Below are 15,324 nucleotides of genomic sequence, written 5' to 3'. Positions count from 1 at the left end.
CGCCGATAGCTGATAGCCTATTCCCGAGGCTATCGGCTTTCGGCCACGCGCGAGGAAGGTATGGAAGAGACCAAAAACACCCAACCCGTCGAGGCCGCGGCGGAAGCCCCCGCCCAGGAGGCCCAGCCCGACATCCCCGAGGTCGAGCGGCTGCGGGCCGAGCTCGACGTGCTGCAGGCCGAGCTGCGCGCCGCCAAGGACAAGTACGTGCGGCTGTACGCCGACTTCGACAACTTCCGCAAGCGCACCGCCGCCGACCTCGAGGACGCCCGCAGGGGCGGGGAGCTGAGGGTGCTGCGGGCGCTGCTCCCCGTCGCCGACGACCTCGAGCGCGCCCTGGGCTTCGCCCAGGCCAAGCCCGAGGACCTGATCCCCGGCGTCAAGGCCGTGCTGGAGAACTTCAAGCGGGCGCTGTCGGGCCTGGGGGTCGAGCCGGTGCCCGGCGTGGGCGCCGACTTCGACCCGCGCTACCACGAGGCCATCGGGATGCTCGAGGGCGAGAAGGACAAGGTCCTGCACGTCTACCAGGAAGGCTACCGCTACGGCCCCGCGCTGGTGCGCGAGGCGCGGGTGGTCGTGGGCAAGGGGGATGAGCCCGGGAGCCCGCCGGACCCCGAGAGCAACTAGCCCTGGCTTCCGGCCCTAGCCCCCAGACCCGGACCCCCGACCCTGGACGTTCGTATGGCCTACAAGGATTACTACGCCATCCTCGGTGTCTCCAAGAACGCCTCGGAAGACGAGATCAAGAAGGCGTTCAAGAAGATGGCGCGCAAGTACCACCCCGACGTCAACAAGGACCCCGGGGCCGAGGAACGCTTCAAGGAGATCAACGAGGCCTACACGGTGCTCTCCGACCCCGAGAAGCGCCAGTTCTACGACCGTTACGGCTCCGACCCCGGCCAGGCCCGCTGGCAAGGGCCCCCGCCGGGACAGGGCGGCTTCGGCGGCAACGCGGGCGACTTCTCCGACTTCTTCCAGCAGCTCTTCGGCAACCTCGCCGGGCGCGGCTCGGGCGGCTTCGGGGGCTTCGAGGAGTTCTTCGGCGGGGGCCGGACCGGGGGCCGGGTGCGCGTAGGCGAGCGGCGCGACCTCGAGGCCGAGCTCGCCCTGAGCCTGGAGGAGGCCTACCGCGGCGGCGAGAAGCTGATCTCGGTCAACAACGAGCGCCTGAGCGTGCGCATCCCGCCCGGCGTGCGCGAGGGCCAGAAGATCCGGCTGGCGGGCAAGGGCCGCTCGGGCGGCGACCTCTACCTCACCGTGCGCGTCCAGCCCAGCCCCGCCATGCGGCTCGAGGGCGACGACGTCTACGCGGTGGCCGAGGTTCCCGCGCCCGTCGCGGTGGTGGGCGGCAACGTGCGGGTGGCTACCCTCGACGGCCCCGTGGACCTCCACGTCCCCAAGCACAGCCAGAACGGCCGCAAGCTGCGGCTCAAGGGCAAGGGCTGGCCGCGCCGCGACGGCAGCCGCGGCGACCAGTACGCCGAGATCCGGGTGGTGCTCCCCGCCCACCCCACCCCCGAGGAGGAGAAGCTTTACCAGCAGTTGGCCGAGCTGCTCAAGGCCAAGCACTAGACGCGAGGAGGGGGAGATGCTGGTGCGCAGCGAGCTGTACAGCCTCGAGGCCATCGCCGGCGAAGGGCTCTCCCCGGCAGCGGTGCGCGCGTACGTGGAGATCGGCTTCGTGGAGCCGACGGAGGCGGGCGGGCACTGGTACTTCCGGCCCCACGACCTCCTGCGCCTGCGCCGGGCCGAGCGCATCCGCCGCGACCTGGGCGTGAACTTGGTCGGGGCGGCGCTGGTGGTGGAGGTGCTCGAGCGCGTGGGCCGGTGAGGGGCCATCGCCGGGCGGCGGGCTCCAGGGCCGGAGCGGCCTTCGCGCGGTAGTGCTCCGGAGCGCCCACGGCCCGGCGCGGCTACCGGCTATCGGCGACCCCCGCCCGAAGCCCTCGAGCCCGTGCCACAATGGTCCCATGCGCCACCGGACCTTTGGACGACTGGGCTGGCCGGTCTCGGAGATCGGCTACGGCATGTGGGGCTTGGCGGGCTGGACCGGCTCGGACGAGGCGGAGGTGCGCCAGGCGCTGCAGCGCGCCGTGGACTTGGGCATCAACTTCTTCGACACCGCCTGGGCCTACGGCGACGGCAGGAGCGAGCGGATGCTGGGCGAGCTGGTGCGGGCCAACCCCGGCCGGAAGCTCTGGACCGCCAGCAAGATCCCCGCCAAGAACTTCAAGTGGCCCGCCCGCGCCGAGTACCCCCTGGAAGAGACCTACCCCCCCGACCACATCCGCCGCTACACCGAGTGGAGCCTGCAAAACCTGGGCCTGCCCTCCCTCGACCTCATGCAGTTCCACGTCTGGCACGACAACTGGGCCCGCGACGCGCGCTGGCAGCGGGAGGTGGAGAAGCTCAAGGAGGAGGGCTTGGTGAAGGCCTGGGGCATCAGCATCAACCGCTGGGAGCCCGAGAACGCCCTGCTGGCGCTCGAGACCGGCTTCATCGACGCGGTGCAGGTCATCTACAACCTCTTCGACCAGAACCCCGAGGACGAGCTCTTCCCGCGCTGCCGCGAGCTCGGCGTCGCCGTCATCGCCCGCGTGCCCTTCGACGAGGGCTCCCTCACCGGCACCCTCACCCCCGAAACCACCTTCCCCGAGGGCGACTGGCGCAACCGCTACTTCAGCAAGGAGAACCTCGTCCCCACCTTAGAGCGCGTCGAGCGCCTGAAGGCCGACCTCCCCGAGGGCATGACCCTCCCCGAGCTGGCCCTGCGCTTCATCCTGCAAAACCCCGACGTCTCCACCGTGATCCCCGGCATGCGCCGCGTGCGCCACGTGGAGGCCAACGCCGCCGTGAGCGGGCTCGAGCCCCTGCCTGAAGACCTCATGGCCCGCCTGCGCGAGCACCGCTGGGTGCGGAGGCCGGCGCATTGGTCGGATTGACGGTGGGGGATAGCGGGATGCGAGACGCGGGTCGTGCGTTGTGCGTCGTACGTCGTACGTCGTACGCAAAACGCAAGACGCAAGACGCGGGTCGTACGTCCTACGTCGTACGCAAGACGCAAGACGCAGGACGCCTGGTTCCCCCCTTAGCAAGGGGGGTTAGGGGGGATAAACCTTCCCCGCGCGCGGGGAGGGATGGGGAGGGGCCCACCACGAGGCACGAGCTGACGGCTGAAGGCTGACGGCTGCCGGGATCAGCTCCCGATGCCCCAGACCAGCAGGGCGCCGAGGTCTTCGGCGGGGACGGGCCAGCCCAGGAGGTGGCCCTGGCCGAAGTCGCAGCCGAGTTCCTTGAGGCGGGTGAGCTGGCTCTGGTCCTCGAGGCCCTTGGCGATGGCCTTGGCCCCGATGGCGTGGGCGATCTCGACGGCGGCCTTGGCTAAGGCGGCGTTGTCGGGGTTGGTGAAGAGGGGGGCGAGCTTGATCCAGTCGAGCGGCAGGCGCTTGAGCTGGTCCATGGGGATGGGGCTGGTGCCGAAGTCGTCGAGGGCGATGGTCACGCCCATCTCCTTGAGCAGGGTGAGGGTGCGGATGGAGGCCTCGAGGTCCCACAACAGCGCCTCCTCGCGCACCTCGAGCACCAGGATCTCGGGGGCGAGCCGCTTGGCCTGCAGCAGGTCCTGCAGGCGGGTGGGGAAGGCGGGGTCGGTGAGGGTCTCGCCGGAGAGGTTGAGGCTGAAGTAGGCGTTGACGCCTGAGGGGCGCCACAGCGCGGCCTGCTCGAGCACGCGCTCGAGGGTCCAGCGGTCCTGCACGGCGATGAGCCCGGCCTGGTGGGCGGTGCCCAGGAACTCGCCCGCCTGCTTGGTGGCCCCGCGCCCGCGCGGCCAGCGCACCAGCGCCTCGACGGCGATGAGCTCGAGGTCCGACAGGCGCAGGATGGGCTGGAAGTGCAGGGTGAGGTTGTCGCGGGTGATGGCCTCCTGCAGCTCGGAGGCCCCGGGGGTCAGCAGGCGGATGCCCCCGCCGTCCTCCAGCGCCTGCGCGCAGGCCTGCTCGGCGCGCTCCCACAGCTCGGGGACGGCGCTGGCGTCCTGCGGGAAGACCGCGATGCCGATGGCGACCTTGAAACCGTGCCCCAGCGCCGAGCGCAGCCGCTGCAGGATGCGCTGGGCCACCCGGGCCGCGCCGCTGGGCCAGCGGATCTCCGACAGGAGCAGGGCGTAGCCCTGCGCGCCCAGCCAGGTGATGGCGTCGGAGCTGCGCAGGCAGGCGGCGATCTCCTTGGCGGCGGTCTCGTTGTGGCCGGTGGCTAAGCCGTCGATCTGCACGCGCACCAACCCCACCATGCGCTTGTGGCGTCCGGCCAGGGCGATGGCGTGCGCGATCTGGGCCTCGAACTCGGTGAGCTTGAGCCCGATGCTCTTGCGCGACTGCAGCACCACCCGCGGGGCCTCGCCCTGCGGCTGGTAGATCTGGCGCTCGAAGAGGTGGCCCAGCGACAGCGCCAACACCTCCTTCTCGCTGCTCCAGGTGCGCGGCTGGCCGTTCTCCAGCCACAGCACGCCCAGCACCCCGCCCTCGCCGTGGAAGACGATCTGCTGCATCGACTGCACGCCCCAGGTGGTGAGCATGCCGCGCAGCTCGGCCACGCGGGCGTCGGTCTTGGCGTCCTCGACGGTCAGCAGCAGGGTGCGCTCGAGCGCGGCGAAGTAGACGGGGTTGTCCTGGGCGGTGATCAGGCGCTCGGGGGTGTTGATCTGGGGGTAGCGCGCCGCCAGCCGCAGGTGGCGGGTGTCGGGGTCGCGCACCCACAGGCTGAGGCTCTCCAGGCCCAAGAGCTTCAGCGTGGCCTCCCCCAACCGGGGGAGGGCCTGCTCGAGGGAGGCGAACTGGCCCTGGGCGAGCTGCAGCACCACGCGCTGCCAGGAGTCCTGGGGCTGGGCGCCGCCGCTGGCGTCCTGGCTGTCGGCCAGCAGGGACTGCAGCGACTCGATGAGGGCCAGCCGGGCCCGCTCGTTGAGGTTGTAGCCCTTGTGGCCCAGGTGCAGGCGGGGCGCGGCCCAGACCAGGCGGTTGCTCACCCACGACTCGCCGGTCAGCAGGTGCAGCAGCAGCTCCTGGGCCTCGGGCGCGCGCAGCACGGTCCCGGCCGAACCCCCCAGCCGCACCGCCGTGCCCTCGGGAAGCTCCTGGTGTTCAATCAAGAGGGTCGAACCCTCAATCGAGAGCGGCGCGAATAATTTCCAATTGAACTCATTCACCCGATGCCCTCCAGGAGATACAGCCCAACTTATCTCCCCAGTGTAGTCGGCGCGAACCCCTGGCGATGGTCAAATCCGACAAAGCCAGCCCGAAGAGCCGGTATCATTAACGCTTAGCCCCCCGCGAAGCCCCGCCCCAGCCCGCCAGGAAGCCCAGCACCAGCAGCACCAGCCCGACGGGCAGGGGCTTGGCGAGCACGCCCGCCAGCAGCCCGCCCAGCGCCAGCCCGCTCGCGACCCGGGCCCGCCCCCCGCGCCACGCCCGCATCGCCAGGAAGCCCAAGACCGCGGGCAAGAGCCACAGGGCCAGGCGCAGCAGCACGAAGGTGGCCTCGGTCATCGCAGGCGCAGCCCGTCGGGGGCGAAGCCCTCCACCCAGTGCGAGCCGTCGGTGAGGTACTCCTTCTTCCACACCGGCAGCACCTGCTTCACGCGCTCGATGGCGTAGCGGCAGGCCTCGAAGCCCTCGGGGCGGTGGGGCGAGGACACCACGATGAGGATGGAGGCCTCGGCCGGCCCGACCCGCCCCACGCGGTGCCACAGCGCCACACGGCCCAGCACCCAGCGCCCGCGCATCTCGGCGACGATCTGGCCCATCACCCGCTCGGCCATGCCGCCGTAGGCCTCGTACTCGAGGTAGGCCACCTCCTGGCCCTTGTTGGGGCTGCGGGTGGTGCCCAGGAAGCTCACCACCGCGCCGTAGGGCGGGGCGCTGGCCCAGTCCAGCCAGCGCTGGGGCTCGAGCGGCTCCTCGGTGAGGCCCCAACTGTCTTGGGCCTCGGCCACCTCCGGCACGCCGCCGCCCGAGACGGGGGGCAGGAAGGCCAGCTCGTCGCCCTCGCTCAGGGGGTGCTCGGCGGGGCGGAACTCCTGGTTGACCGCGGCCAGCCCCTGGCCCAGCGCCAGGCCGGGGAAGCGGGCCTCGAGGGCGCGCTGGGCGTCGCGCACGGTGGCGCCCTCGGGGAGCTCGAGGGCGGTGGCGCGGGTGCCGGCCTGCTCGCGGAAGAGGGCGAAGAAGAGGACGTCAATTCGCATAGCGCTCCTTCCCCATGTACACCTGGCTCAGGCCGAAGGCCACCGAAAGCGCCTGGGGGTAGCGCATGCGGATGGGGCCCAGCAGCGAGAGCTCGCCCACCGTCTCGCCCAGCGCCACCCCGGCCTGCACCAGCGACACCCCCTCGACCTCGCCCACCCGCACGTTGAGGCCGCCGGGCGGGGTGAGGGGCTCGTCGCCGGGGGCCTCGAAGAGCTGCAGCGCGTGGCGCAGGAAGGCGGGGTCCATGGCCTCGGGCTCGCCCAGCAGCAGGCCCACGCCCTCGCGGTACTCCTCGAGCTCGTCCTGGGTGAAGGCCCGCTTCAAGGCGGTGAAGAGCTCGCGGGTGGCGGGGGTGTCGGCGGGCTGGGGCTCGAGCACCACCTGCCCGCGCAGCCGGCCCTCGGCCTCGGTGAGCTGGGGCTCGCTGGGGGCGAAGCTGAGCTCGAGGCGCGCCTCGCGCACCCGCCCGCCCTCGAGCACCGCCACCGCCAGCACCTTGCCCTCGCCCAAGGAGGAGAGGTGCACCTGCCGGATGCGCGTCGAGCGCTGCAGCCGCAGGCGCAGCAGCGCGGGGTAGCCCGAGAGCTTGGAGGCCACCTGCACCAGCAGCATCTCGCGCCGGTCGCCCGCCCCGCCCATCACCAACGCCAGGCGCTCGAGGGTGGCCTTGGGCAGCAGCTCGGGCGGCAGCTTGGAGAGGGCGTAGTGCCGGAAGCCCTGCCGGGTGGGCACCCGCCCGGCCGAGGCGTGGGGCTTGGCGATGTACCCGGCCTCCTCGAGCTCGATGAGCTCGTAGCGCACCATGGCCGGGGAGAGCCCCAGCCGCTCGGCCAGGACGGCCGAGGGCACCGGGGCCTGCCCCTGGATGTAGCTCTCCACCAGGAGGTGCAAGAGGGTGCGCTGCCGCTCGGTCATCTCTGCCTCTAGTTTATGCGCCCGCCGCCGCGGCGTGCAGTGAGAAAAACATCCATCCCGCCCCCCGGGCGTGCTCGAGGTATACCAAACGCCACGACTTTTGAGCGAGCGTCAAACCAAGACTGTACGAATGTCCAAAAATCGCAACACAAAATGCCGAAATCAAAGACTTACAGGGGAAACGCTTATATTAAGTTGGCAAACCGTTCATCGAAAATTTGACATTCGGCATGAGCCCTGCTAGCCTCTGGGCCATGGAGGTGCGGGGATGAGAAACCTTCGCTGGTTGGGGATGCTGGCCGTGGGGGCGGGCTCGGTGGGGCTGGCCCAAGACCCCGAGTTCTCGGCGGCCGACACCGCCTGGATGCTGGTGGCTACGGGCCTGGTGCTGCTGATGACCCCGGCTTTGGCCTTCTTCTACGGCGGGCTGGTGCGCGCGAAGAGCTCGCTCAACACCATGATGATGAGCTTCGTGGCGCTGGGCTTCGTGGGGGTGGCCTGGGCGCTGGTGGGCTACTCGCTCTCGCTGAGCCCGGGCGGCAACGACTTCCTGGGCGACCTGCGCTTCGCCTTCCTGAACGGGGTGAGCCTCGAGAACGAGGGCGCGGTGGTGCCCATCACCATCCCCCACCTCCTGTGGATGGCCTTCCAGGGCACCTTCTGCGTCATCACGGCGGCGCTGATCTCGGGGGCCGTCGTCGAGCGCATGCGCTTCCCGGCCTTCATGCTGTTCATGACGCTGTGGAGCGTGGCGGTCTACGCGCCGCTGGCGAAGTGGGTGTGGGGCGGGGGCTTCCTGGCCGACCTGGGTGCTTGGGACTTCGCCGGCGGCACGGTGGTGCACATCAACGCGGGCATCTCGGGCCTGGTGGCCGCGCTGGTGCTCGGGGCCCGCAAGGACTTCGGCCGCCAGGCCATCCTGCCCCACAACGTGCCCTTCGTGCTGCTGGGCGCGGCCTTGCTGTGGTTCGGCTGGTTCGGCTTCAACGCGGGGAGCGCTTGGGGCGCGAGCCAGAGCGCGGCCATCGCCTTCGTCAACACCCTGCTGGCCCCGGCGGCCACGCTGGTGGCGTGGGCGCTGTTGGACCTCACCCGCACCGGCAAGGTGACGGCGGTGGGCCTGGCGACGGCCATCGTGGTGGGCCTGGTGGTGATCACCCCGGCAGCCGGCTACGTCTCGCCCGCCTCGGCGCTGCTGATGGGGGCCATCGGGGCCTTCCCCAGCTACTTCGCCCTGCTGTGGCGCGCCCGCAGCAAGCTCGACGACTCCCTCGACGTCTTCGCCGGCCACGGCGTCGGCGGCATGACCGGCGCGATCTTGACCGGGGTCTTCGGGCAGAAGGTGATCGCCGGGGCGCAGGTGGGCTACTTCGACGGCCTGCTGGCGGGCAACCCCCAGCAGGTGCTGATCCAGGCCTTCGCGGTGCTGATCGCGGTGCTCTACAGCGGGCTGGTGACCTTCGGCCTGCTCAAGCTGGTGGGGGCCATCACCCCGCTGCGGGCCGGCGCCAAGGACGAGGCCACCGGCATGGACGTCAGCCAGCACGGCGAGGAGAGCTACACCAGCGGCGAGGGGGCCATCCTGGTGCTCGAGGCCGGCGAACCCCGGGGCAAGCCCGCCCCCGCCCAGGGCTAGGAGGTAGGGCATGAAACTGGTAGTCGCCATCGTCCGCCCGGAAAAGGTCAACGACGTGCTCGAGGCGCTGTACAAGGCCGAGGTGCGGGGCCTGACCATCTCCCGCGTGCAGGGGCACGGCGGCGAGACCGACGAGGTGCAGACCTACCGCGGCACCACCGTCAAGATGGAGCTGCACGAGAAGGTGCGCTTCGAGATCGGCGTCTCCGACTCCTTCGTCGCCCCCACCGTGCGGGCCATCATGAGCGCCGCCCGCACCGGCGAGGTGGGCGACGGCAAGATCTTCGTGCTGCCCGTCGAGAAGGTCTACCGCATCCGCACCGGCGAGGAGGACACCGCCGCCGTCACCCCCGTCGGCTGAGCGCGGGCCCCCGGTCGCACCCCTCGAGCCCGGTAGACTCGAGGGGTGCTCGCCTTCCTCTTCGTGGACGGCCTGGGGCTATCCGCCGACCCCCGCAGCCCGCTGCGGCAGCTCGAGCTGCCCACCCTGCGCGCCCTGACCGGCGGCTTCGCCCCCGCCGCCCGCGACGCCCCCGGCGTGGCCTACCGCGTGCTCGACGCCAAGCTGGGCTTGGAGGGCCTGCCCCAGTCGGGCACCGGCCAGACCGCCCTGCTCACCGGCGCCAACGCCGCCGCCCTGCTCGGCCACCACCAGGGGCCCCACCCCGGCTCGCGCCTGCAGGAACTGCTGCGCGAGCGAAGCCTCCAGGTGTGGGCCGTGCGGCGCGGCCTGCGGGTGCTGCACGCCAACGGCTACCGGCGCGAGTACCTCGAGCGCCTGCGCGGCTCCCGGCGCAACCTGTTCTCGGCCTTCGCCTACGCCGCGGTGGCGGCGGGCCTCGAGTTGCTGCCCCTCGACGACGCGCGGGCCATGCTCCCGGCCTTCTGGCCCGAGCCCGAGCAGGCGGGCGAGCGCTTCGCCGGGATGGCCGGGCAAAACGACCTGCTCTTCCTGGAGAACTGGTCGCTCGACTACTCCGCCCACCGCGAGCCCGAGCGCCTGGCCGAGCGCTTCACCGAGCTCGACCGCTTCGTGCGGGGCTGGCTCGAGGCCGCCCCCCAGGCCACCCTGCTCCTCACCGCCGACCACGGCAACGCCGAAGAACCCTGGCACACCGCCCACACCCAAAACCCGGTGCCGCTGCTGGTGCTGGGGCCCGGGGCTACCACCGTCCCCGCGATGGCCTCGCTGCTGGACGTGGCGCCGTGGGTGCGGGAGGTGCTGGATGCGGGGCGCTGATGGCCGATAGCCGGACGCCCAACGCCGGACGCCGGGCGCGGGTCGTACATCGTACGTCGTACGCAAAACGCAAGACGCGAGACGCCCTTTCTTTCCCCCCTTAGCAAGGGGGGCTGGGGGGATACCCCCTCCCCGCCACCCGAGAGGGGTTTACCACGGGCCACAAGCTGACCACTGACGGCTGATGGCTGACCGCTCAGTGCTTTCCCTCTGCCCCTGCCGCCCGACCGCTCACAACCCCGTAGGCCTCCCGGTTCTCCCGCCACAGCAGCCACACCAGCCCCAGGATCGGTTGGAGCAGGGGTAGGAAGCCGTAGTCCTTGCCGAAGGAGGACCATGCGGTGTGGCCGATGGCGGTTGGCTCGAGCACGGTGAGGGTGCCCACCAGCAGCACCCCGGCGGTCTCGAAGCTCAGCAGGCCCACGGCCAGGCGCCAGGTGCCGGGCTTGCGGATGACGAAGCCCAGCGTCGCCAGCAGGTAGCACGCGGCGGCCACCGTGGTGATGGCGGGGGCGAGGTAGTCGCTCACGCCGGGCTTGCAGCAGAGCTGGTAGACCCCGCGCGCGCCGGTGGAGAGTGCTAAGAGGGGGTAGGAGACGGCCAGGATTTGCCCGATGGCCCGGATGACCTGGGGTGAAAGCCTCATCGGGGGCATTATCACCCGTTTCCAGGGACAAACGTCCCAAAGGTTGCCCAGGGCGCGATGCGGCCGCCTCGAGCCCGTAAACTGTTGAGGATCTGAGGCGAGCCTATGCCCGAGCGCGAAGCGTCCACCCCCGAACCCGCCCTCACCCCGCCCGCCGAGGCCGTCCTGGCCCAGCCGATCCGCTGGGTCTGGATCGGGGTGGGCTTCTTCTTCGTGGCCCTGGGCTTCATCGGGGCCTTCCTGCCGGTGATGCCCTCGACGGTGTTCTTTATCATCGCCGCGTACTGCTTCGCCCGCGGCAGCCGCCGCTGGCTCGAGTGGCTGCTGGCCCTGCCGAAGGTGGGCCCCCTGGTGCGCGACTACCGCGCCGGCAAAGGCATGCCCCTGCGCGCCAAGCGCATCGCCGCCTCGATGTGCTCGGTCGCCGTGCTCCTGAGCAGTGTCGCCGTCGAATCCTGGGCCGCTCGAGCCCTGGCCCTTGCCTTAGGCGTAGCAGGCGTCTGGTTCATCCTCTTCCGGGTGCCGACGAGGGAAAACCATAAGCCGTAAGCGGTCCGCTTTCAGCCGTCAGCCATCAGCCCTCAGCGTTAATCGGGAGGCCCGTGGCCCGTGGTAAACCCCTCTCGGGTGGCGGGGAGGGGATATCCCCCCTACCCCCCTTGCTAAGGGGGGTGACAAGGCGTCTCGCGTCTTGCGTTTGGCGTCTCGCGTTCGGCGTTCGACGTTAGGCGTATTGCGTACGGCGTAGGACGTACGACGTACGACCCGCCTCAGACGTACGGCCCGCGCCCCGCGCCCGGCTATCGACTATCGCCGCCCTGCCCCCCGCATTCCACGGTAATCTAATCGCATGGTTTACGCGATCTGCAAAGCCCTAGCCTATTTCCTGCTGCGCGTGCTGTTCGGCCTGCGGGTGGAGGGGGCCGAGCGGGTGCCCAAGGACGGGCCCGTCATCCTGGCTTCCAACCACCTGTCCTTCCTCGACCCCATCGCCGTCGGCTCGGTGTGCCCACGGCCCGTGGCCTTCATTGCCCGGGCCGATATTTTCCGCTACCCGGTGCTCTCGTGGCTGCTGCCGCGGGTCTACGCTATCCCGGTCGAGCGCGGCACCAGCGACCTGGGCGCGGTCAAGGCCGCCATCCGGGCGCTGAAGGAGGGGCTGGCCTTCGGCATCTTCCCCGAGGGACAGCGCAGCCGCACGGGCAAGCTCGAGCCCTTCAAGTCGGGGGCGGCCTCCATCGCCATGCGCACCGGGGCCAAGATCGTGCCCGTCGCCATCACCGGCAGCGACAAGGCCTGGCCCGTGGGCCACGCGCCGCGCTTGCGTAGGAACATAAAAGTGGTCTTCGGCGATCCCATCACCCTCCCCGACAAGAAGCTTGATCATCAGGGGTTGGAGGAGGTTACGCGTCAGCTCGAGGCCATGGTTGCGGCACTTTTGCCCCCTGAGTATGTAAGCAAGGGCAATTCGGCGCCTGTCGGTTCTTAACATAATGCAGGGGAAGCCCCACCAGATGCTTGCATTTCTTTCTCATGGTGTGCTACACTCCGTCCTGAAGGGAAAACTAAAGGAGGTAATGCATGGCGAAGAAGACCACCAAGACCAAAGCTGATCTGATCGACCAAGTTGCTGCGGCCTCCGGCCTGAAGAAGAAAGACGCCAAGGCTGCCGTGGACGCCTTCCTCTCCAAGGTGGAAGCTGCCCTGAGCGGTGGCCACAAGGTCCAGCTCACCGGCTTCGGCACCTTCGAGGTGCGTTCCCGCAAGGCCCGCACCGGCGTGAAGCCCGGCACCACCCAGAAGATCAAGATCCCCGCCTCCAAGTACCCGGCCTTCAAGCCCGGCAAGGCGCTCAAGGAGAAGGTTAAGAAGTAAGGTTCCAGCGACCTTAGTTTTTCCTTCAAGCGGGGGAGGCCTACCTCCCTCGTTATCTCCCCGAAGCAACAGCAGGGCCAGCCTGGCGGCTGGCCCTGAAGCATTTCCGGGTGCGGTCGGCGGTACGGGACGCCTCGAGCGGGGCTAAAAAGGCCGGGGCATGAACACGTAGGCACGCACGTGCGCGACCCGCCAGCCCTGCGCCCCCCCTCGCCAGCCCGGCCGGGTGGGGTGGGCGCCTTATCCCTACCCTGTGAACTCCGTCGAGCGTGAACCCCACGAACGCCGGCCCTCCCGCAGCGCCCGGCACGCCCGTCACGCGCCGTGCCCGTGGTCGGCGAGGACTTCGCGGATCGTGTGCCGGGCGACGCCGGCGAGGAAAGGGTTGGTGTGCTGGTAATAGGGGAGGGCGATCAGGGCGACGGACAGGGCCCAGCCGCGCCCCCTGGCCCAGGTCGCGCCGTCAACCCCTAAGGCCGAGCGGAAGGCTTCCCGGGCCTCGGCGGTGAAGAGGTTCCACGCCGCCTGCAGGTCGCAGGCGGGGTCGCCCACGCCCAGGCAGCCGAAGTCGATGACCGCGCTGAGCCGGCCCCCCACCGCCAGCAGGTTCCCGGGTTGCAGGTCGCCGTGGATCCAGACGGGCGGGCCGTCGTGCGGGGGAGCCTGGAGCGCGGCCTCCCACGCCGCCGTTACCGCGCCGGCGTCGAGCATGCCCTGCAGCGAGGCGATCGCGGCCCGGGTGGGCCCGTCGCGCACGGCCAGCGGCACGCCCCGGCCGGAGTTGTGCGGGCCGGGGGGCGGGCCGCCCGTGGCGTCGATGCGCTGTAGGGCGGCGACGAAGTGCGCCAGGTCGGCCGCCGCCTGGGCCGCCTCGGCGAGGCGCTCGAGGGTCGCGTTCTCGCCCTCGAGCCAGCGGCAGACGGACCAGTGCCAGGGGTAGCCCTCGCCGGGCGCTCCCTTGGCGAGCGGCACCGGGACGGGAAGCGGCAGCAGTGGGGCCAGCCTGGGCAGCCACAGCTGCTCCTTGTCCACCTGCGCGGCAGCGGCAGGAATGCGGGGAAGGCGCACGGCCATGCCGTCGCCGAGCCGGTAGATCGCGTTGTCCGTGCCGGCGGAGCGGACCGGCTCGACCGGGAGGCCGGCCCACTGCGGGAACTGCGCCTCGAGCAGCCGGCGCACGAGCGACGCGTCGGTGTCTAGCTCGTCGGCGTGCATCCTGCCGCTGGACACGGGCACCTCCTCGAGCCGGGGCCGGCCGGCGGCGCAGCCATGGGGGGTGGCGTCATCCCCGATCCCGAAAACGCTGTAGGGGCGACGCGCGCCGCCCCTACTCGCCCTTCCACATGATGCGCCCGCAGGAGGGACAGCGCACGATCTGGTTGCCCTGGTACACCTTCTGCGCGATGTTCATGGGCAATTGCACGTTGCAGCCCATGCAGCGGTAGCCCGAGCCGGTGCGGGCGACCTTGGCGACGCCCTGGCCCCGGCGCGACTTGCGCACGGCCTCGTACTCCTTGACCAGGTTGGCGGGGATGGTGGCGGCCAGCGCGTTGCGCTCGGCGAGCTTGCCCTGGTAGCTGGCCTCGAGCGCCTCCACCCGCGCGGCGTTGGCGGCCTCGAGCTCCTCGAGCTTGGGCTTGGCCTCCGCCATCAGGGCCTTCACCCGCTCGACCTCCCCCTCCAGGCGGCTGATCTCCTCGAACTTGGGCTCGTTGAGGCCCTCGAGCTCCTCGTAGCGCCCGGTGAGCTGCTGGATCACGTTCTCGTACTGGGTCTGTTCGCGGGCTCCCTGGGCTTGGCGCTGCGCCTCCTTGGCCCGGCCCAGCTTTTCCTTGAGGTCGGCGATTTCGGCCTCGTTCTGGCGGTATTCCATCTCCTGCTCGCGCAGGTCGCCCTGGTGTTTGGCGAGTTCGGCCTCGAGGCTTTGCCAGCGAGCACGGGCGGCCTTGAGGTCTTCGGGGAGGTTGCCCTGTTCCTCACGGATGCGGTCTAGCTCGAGGTCTTTTTCTTGTAGACGAAACAGTTCGGCCAGCGCGTCGGACCCGTTCACAAGCCTAGTCTAAGCCAGCCCACAAGCTGCGTGCAAAGCGCAGGGGCGGTAAAAAGGCGGATCGGGCGCGGAAATGGCGATGTTTAGGGGATGTTGCGGGTGGCCGATAGTCGATAGCTGATAGCCAAACGCCAAACGCGGGTCGTGCGTCGTACGTCCTACGTCGTACGCAAAACGCAATACGCAAGACGCGAGACGCGGGACGCTTTGGCCCTTGGCCCTAGACCCTCGAGTGCCACGCGCCGCGAGCCCGCCTTTCGCTGACGGCTGAACGCTGATAGCTGACGGCTTAATCCTCTCGAGGGGCTAAGCTAGGGGCGTGGAACGGCTGGAAGGGCTGGGGGGCCTCGAGCCCGTGCGCCTGATCGTCTTGCTGTCGGTGTTCTGCGGCGGTGTGCTGCTGATCGCCTTGGGCCGGGGGCTCTTCGGCAAAAGCCGCTTCTTCCGCTACGTGCGCGAAGGCCCGCCCTGGCTGGCCCTGGCGCTGAGCGTGGGCCTGCTGGTGCTGGTCTTTGCCGTGGCGGGGTGGTTGCTCGGGTAGGGGTGGCGATGGGCGGTAGCCGGGCGCGGGTCGGGCGTTCGGTGCGGGTCGTACGTCCTACGTCGTACGACGTACGCAATACGCCAAACGCGAGACGCCAAACGCAAGACGCCTGGTTCCCCCCTTAGCAAGGGGGGGTAGGGGGGATAAACCCTCCCCGCGTACGGGGAGGGTTTATC

At 70.2% G+C, this 15,324-nt stretch carries 18 protein-coding genes; 11 read left to right on the top strand and 7 right to left on the bottom strand.

Annotated elements, in window-relative coordinates; genetic code table 11:
• Positions 1-60 precede the first annotated feature (60 nt).
• The 4 genes from Mterra_RS01515 to Mterra_RS01500 all read left to right on the top strand — a co-directional run bounded on the left by Mterra_RS01515 (position 61) and on the right by Mterra_RS01500 (position 2,942).
• Positions 61-627, top strand: a complete 567-nt coding sequence (locus tag Mterra_RS01515) for a nucleotide exchange factor GrpE (protein WP_119313550.1) — start codon at positions 61-63, stop codon at positions 625-627.
• Between the two features lie 54 nt (positions 628-681).
• Positions 682-1,572 (top strand): DnaJ C-terminal domain-containing protein, encoded by an 891-nt coding sequence (locus tag Mterra_RS01510; protein ID WP_119313549.1) that lies wholly within the window; start codon positions 682-684, stop codon positions 1,570-1,572.
• Between the two features lie 16 nt (positions 1,573-1,588).
• Complete coding sequence (locus Mterra_RS01505; protein ID WP_119313548.1) at positions 1,589-1,831, top strand: chaperone modulator CbpM; 243 nt, start codon at positions 1,589-1,591, stop codon at positions 1,829-1,831.
• A 139-nt stretch (positions 1,832-1,970) separates the two neighbouring features.
• The gene (locus Mterra_RS01500; protein ID WP_119313547.1) at positions 1,971-2,942 is read left to right on the top strand and encodes an aldo/keto reductase; all 972 of its coding nucleotides are present in this window, start codon (positions 1,971-1,973) and stop codon (positions 2,940-2,942) included.
• A gap of 254 nt (positions 2,943-3,196) precedes the next feature.
• Here Mterra_RS01500 and Mterra_RS01495 read toward each other — a convergent pair whose 3' ends face one another.
• The 4 genes from Mterra_RS01495 to Mterra_RS01480 all read right to left on the bottom strand — a co-directional run bounded on the left by Mterra_RS01495 (position 3,197) and on the right by Mterra_RS01480 (position 7,157).
• Complete coding sequence (locus Mterra_RS01495) at positions 3,197-5,149, bottom strand: GGDEF domain-containing phosphodiesterase (RefSeq protein ID WP_245971462.1); 1,953 nt, start codon at positions 5,147-5,149, stop codon at positions 3,197-3,199.
• Between the two features lie 163 nt (positions 5,150-5,312).
• A complete protein-coding gene (locus Mterra_RS01490; protein WP_119313545.1) occupies positions 5,313-5,546 on the bottom strand; it encodes a hypothetical protein in 234 nt (77 codons plus the stop codon).
• Entirely contained in the window at positions 5,543-6,241 is a 699-nt protein-coding gene (gene moaD, locus Mterra_RS01485) for a molybdopterin converting factor subunit 1 (protein ID WP_119313544.1), read from the bottom strand. Before moaD ends, Mterra_RS01490 begins: the two co-directional genes overlap by 4 nt.
• Complete coding sequence (locus Mterra_RS01480; protein ID WP_119313543.1) at positions 6,231-7,157, bottom strand: HrcA family transcriptional regulator; 927 nt, start codon at positions 7,155-7,157, stop codon at positions 6,231-6,233. The genes moaD and Mterra_RS01480 overlap by 11 nt, the downstream gene beginning before the upstream one ends.
• A 268-nt stretch (positions 7,158-7,425) precedes the next feature.
• Between Mterra_RS01480 and Mterra_RS01475 the strand changes: the two genes are divergently transcribed.
• Genes Mterra_RS01475 through Mterra_RS01465 form a run of 3 tightly spaced genes read left to right on the top strand, consistent with a single transcriptional unit; the run spans position 7,426 to position 10,033 of the window.
• Positions 7,426-8,793 (top strand): ammonium transporter, encoded by a 1,368-nt coding sequence (locus Mterra_RS01475; protein ID WP_119313542.1) that lies wholly within the window; start codon positions 7,426-7,428, stop codon positions 8,791-8,793.
• Positions 8,794-8,803: 10 nt separating this feature from the next.
• A complete protein-coding gene (locus Mterra_RS01470; RefSeq protein ID WP_027891413.1) occupies positions 8,804-9,154 on the top strand; it encodes a P-II family nitrogen regulator in 351 nt (116 codons plus the stop codon).
• A 45-nt stretch (positions 9,155-9,199) separates the two neighbouring features.
• The gene (locus Mterra_RS01465) at positions 9,200-10,033 is read left to right on the top strand and encodes a metalloenzyme (protein WP_119313541.1); all 834 of its coding nucleotides are present in this window, start codon (positions 9,200-9,202) and stop codon (positions 10,031-10,033) included.
• Positions 10,034-10,229: 196 nt separating this feature from the next.
• Here the strand turns inward: Mterra_RS01465 and Mterra_RS01460 are convergent, their stop codons facing one another.
• Positions 10,230-10,679 (bottom strand): hypothetical protein, encoded by a 450-nt coding sequence (locus Mterra_RS01460; protein WP_119313540.1) that lies wholly within the window; start codon positions 10,677-10,679, stop codon positions 10,230-10,232.
• 105 nt (positions 10,680-10,784) lie between these two features.
• Between Mterra_RS01460 and Mterra_RS01455 the strand changes: the two genes are divergently transcribed.
• From Mterra_RS01455 to Mterra_RS01445, 3 genes are all read left to right on the top strand, one after another.
• Complete coding sequence (locus Mterra_RS01455; protein ID WP_119313539.1) at positions 10,785-11,228, top strand: YbaN family protein; 444 nt, start codon at positions 10,785-10,787, stop codon at positions 11,226-11,228.
• Between the two features lie 301 nt (positions 11,229-11,529).
• Positions 11,530-12,168 carry a lysophospholipid acyltransferase family protein gene (locus tag Mterra_RS01450; RefSeq protein WP_119313538.1) on the top strand — a complete coding sequence of 213 codons (639 nt, stop codon included), beginning with the start codon at positions 11,530-11,532 and terminating at the stop codon, positions 12,166-12,168.
• A gap of 92 nt (positions 12,169-12,260) precedes the next feature.
• Entirely contained in the window at positions 12,261-12,554 is a 294-nt protein-coding gene (locus Mterra_RS01445) for an HU family DNA-binding protein (RefSeq protein ID WP_027891410.1), read from the top strand.
• A gap of 315 nt (positions 12,555-12,869) precedes the next feature.
• Here Mterra_RS01445 and Mterra_RS01440 read toward each other — a convergent pair whose 3' ends face one another.
• Together Mterra_RS01440 and Mterra_RS01435 are read right to left on the bottom strand one after the other, a co-directional pair.
• Positions 12,870-13,784: an aminoglycoside phosphotransferase family protein gene (locus Mterra_RS01440; RefSeq protein WP_218022858.1), complete on the bottom strand. Its 915-nt coding sequence runs from the start codon at positions 13,782-13,784 to the stop codon at positions 12,870-12,872.
• Between the two features lie 97 nt (positions 13,785-13,881).
• Positions 13,882-14,604: a zinc ribbon domain-containing protein gene (locus Mterra_RS01435; RefSeq protein ID WP_119313536.1), complete on the bottom strand. Its 723-nt coding sequence runs from the start codon at positions 14,602-14,604 to the stop codon at positions 13,882-13,884.
• Between the two features lie 319 nt (positions 14,605-14,923).
• On the opposite strand from Mterra_RS01435, the gene Mterra_RS01430 reads away from it, so the two are divergent.
• On the top strand, positions 14,924-15,145 hold the full coding sequence (locus Mterra_RS01430; protein ID WP_119313535.1) for a hypothetical protein: 222 nt from the start codon (positions 14,924-14,926) through the stop codon (positions 15,143-15,145).
• The last annotated feature ends 179 nt before the right edge of the window (positions 15,146-15,324 follow it).

It is taken from the genome of Calidithermus terrae, assembly GCF_003574345.1.
Classification (GTDB): Bacteria; Deinococcota; Deinococci; order Deinococcales; family Thermaceae; genus Calidithermus; species Calidithermus chliarophilus.
The sequence above is the reverse complement of the archived record's forward strand: the minus strand, read 5'-3'. Positions and strand labels throughout refer to the sequence as shown.

Bases quoted from the DNA above. Each gene is read 5' to 3' on its own strand.
- Mterra_RS01515 (WP_119313550.1), top strand. From the start codon at position 61: ATGGAAGAGACCAAAAACACCCAACCCGTCGAGGCCGCGGCGGAAGCC.
- Mterra_RS01510 (WP_119313549.1), top strand. From the start codon at position 682: ATGGCCTACAAGGATTACTACGCCATCCTCGGTGTCTCCAAGAACGCC.
- Mterra_RS01505 (WP_119313548.1), top strand. From the start codon at position 1,589: ATGCTGGTGCGCAGCGAGCTGTACAGCCTCGAGGCCATCGCCGGCGAA.
- Mterra_RS01500 (WP_119313547.1), top strand. From the start codon at position 1,971: ATGCGCCACCGGACCTTTGGACGACTGGGCTGGCCGGTCTCGGAGATC.
- Mterra_RS01490 (WP_119313545.1), bottom strand. From the start codon at position 5,546: ATGACCGAGGCCACCTTCGTGCTGCTGCGCCTGGCCCTGTGGCTCTTG.
- moaD (WP_119313544.1), bottom strand. From the start codon at position 6,241: ATGCGAATTGACGTCCTCTTCTTCGCCCTCTTCCGCGAGCAGGCCGGC.
- Mterra_RS01480 (WP_119313543.1), bottom strand. From the start codon at position 7,157: ATGACCGAGCGGCAGCGCACCCTCTTGCACCTCCTGGTGGAGAGCTAC.
- Mterra_RS01475 (WP_119313542.1), top strand. From the start codon at position 7,426: ATGAGAAACCTTCGCTGGTTGGGGATGCTGGCCGTGGGGGCGGGCTCG.
- Mterra_RS01470 (WP_027891413.1), top strand. From the start codon at position 8,804: ATGAAACTGGTAGTCGCCATCGTCCGCCCGGAAAAGGTCAACGACGTG.
- Mterra_RS01460 (WP_119313540.1), bottom strand. From the start codon at position 10,679: ATGAGGCTTTCACCCCAGGTCATCCGGGCCATCGGGCAAATCCTGGCC.
- Mterra_RS01455 (WP_119313539.1), top strand. From the start codon at position 10,785: ATGCCCGAGCGCGAAGCGTCCACCCCCGAACCCGCCCTCACCCCGCCC.
- Mterra_RS01450 (WP_119313538.1), top strand. From the start codon at position 11,530: ATGGTTTACGCGATCTGCAAAGCCCTAGCCTATTTCCTGCTGCGCGTG.
- Mterra_RS01445 (WP_027891410.1), top strand. From the start codon at position 12,261: ATGGCGAAGAAGACCACCAAGACCAAAGCTGATCTGATCGACCAAGTT.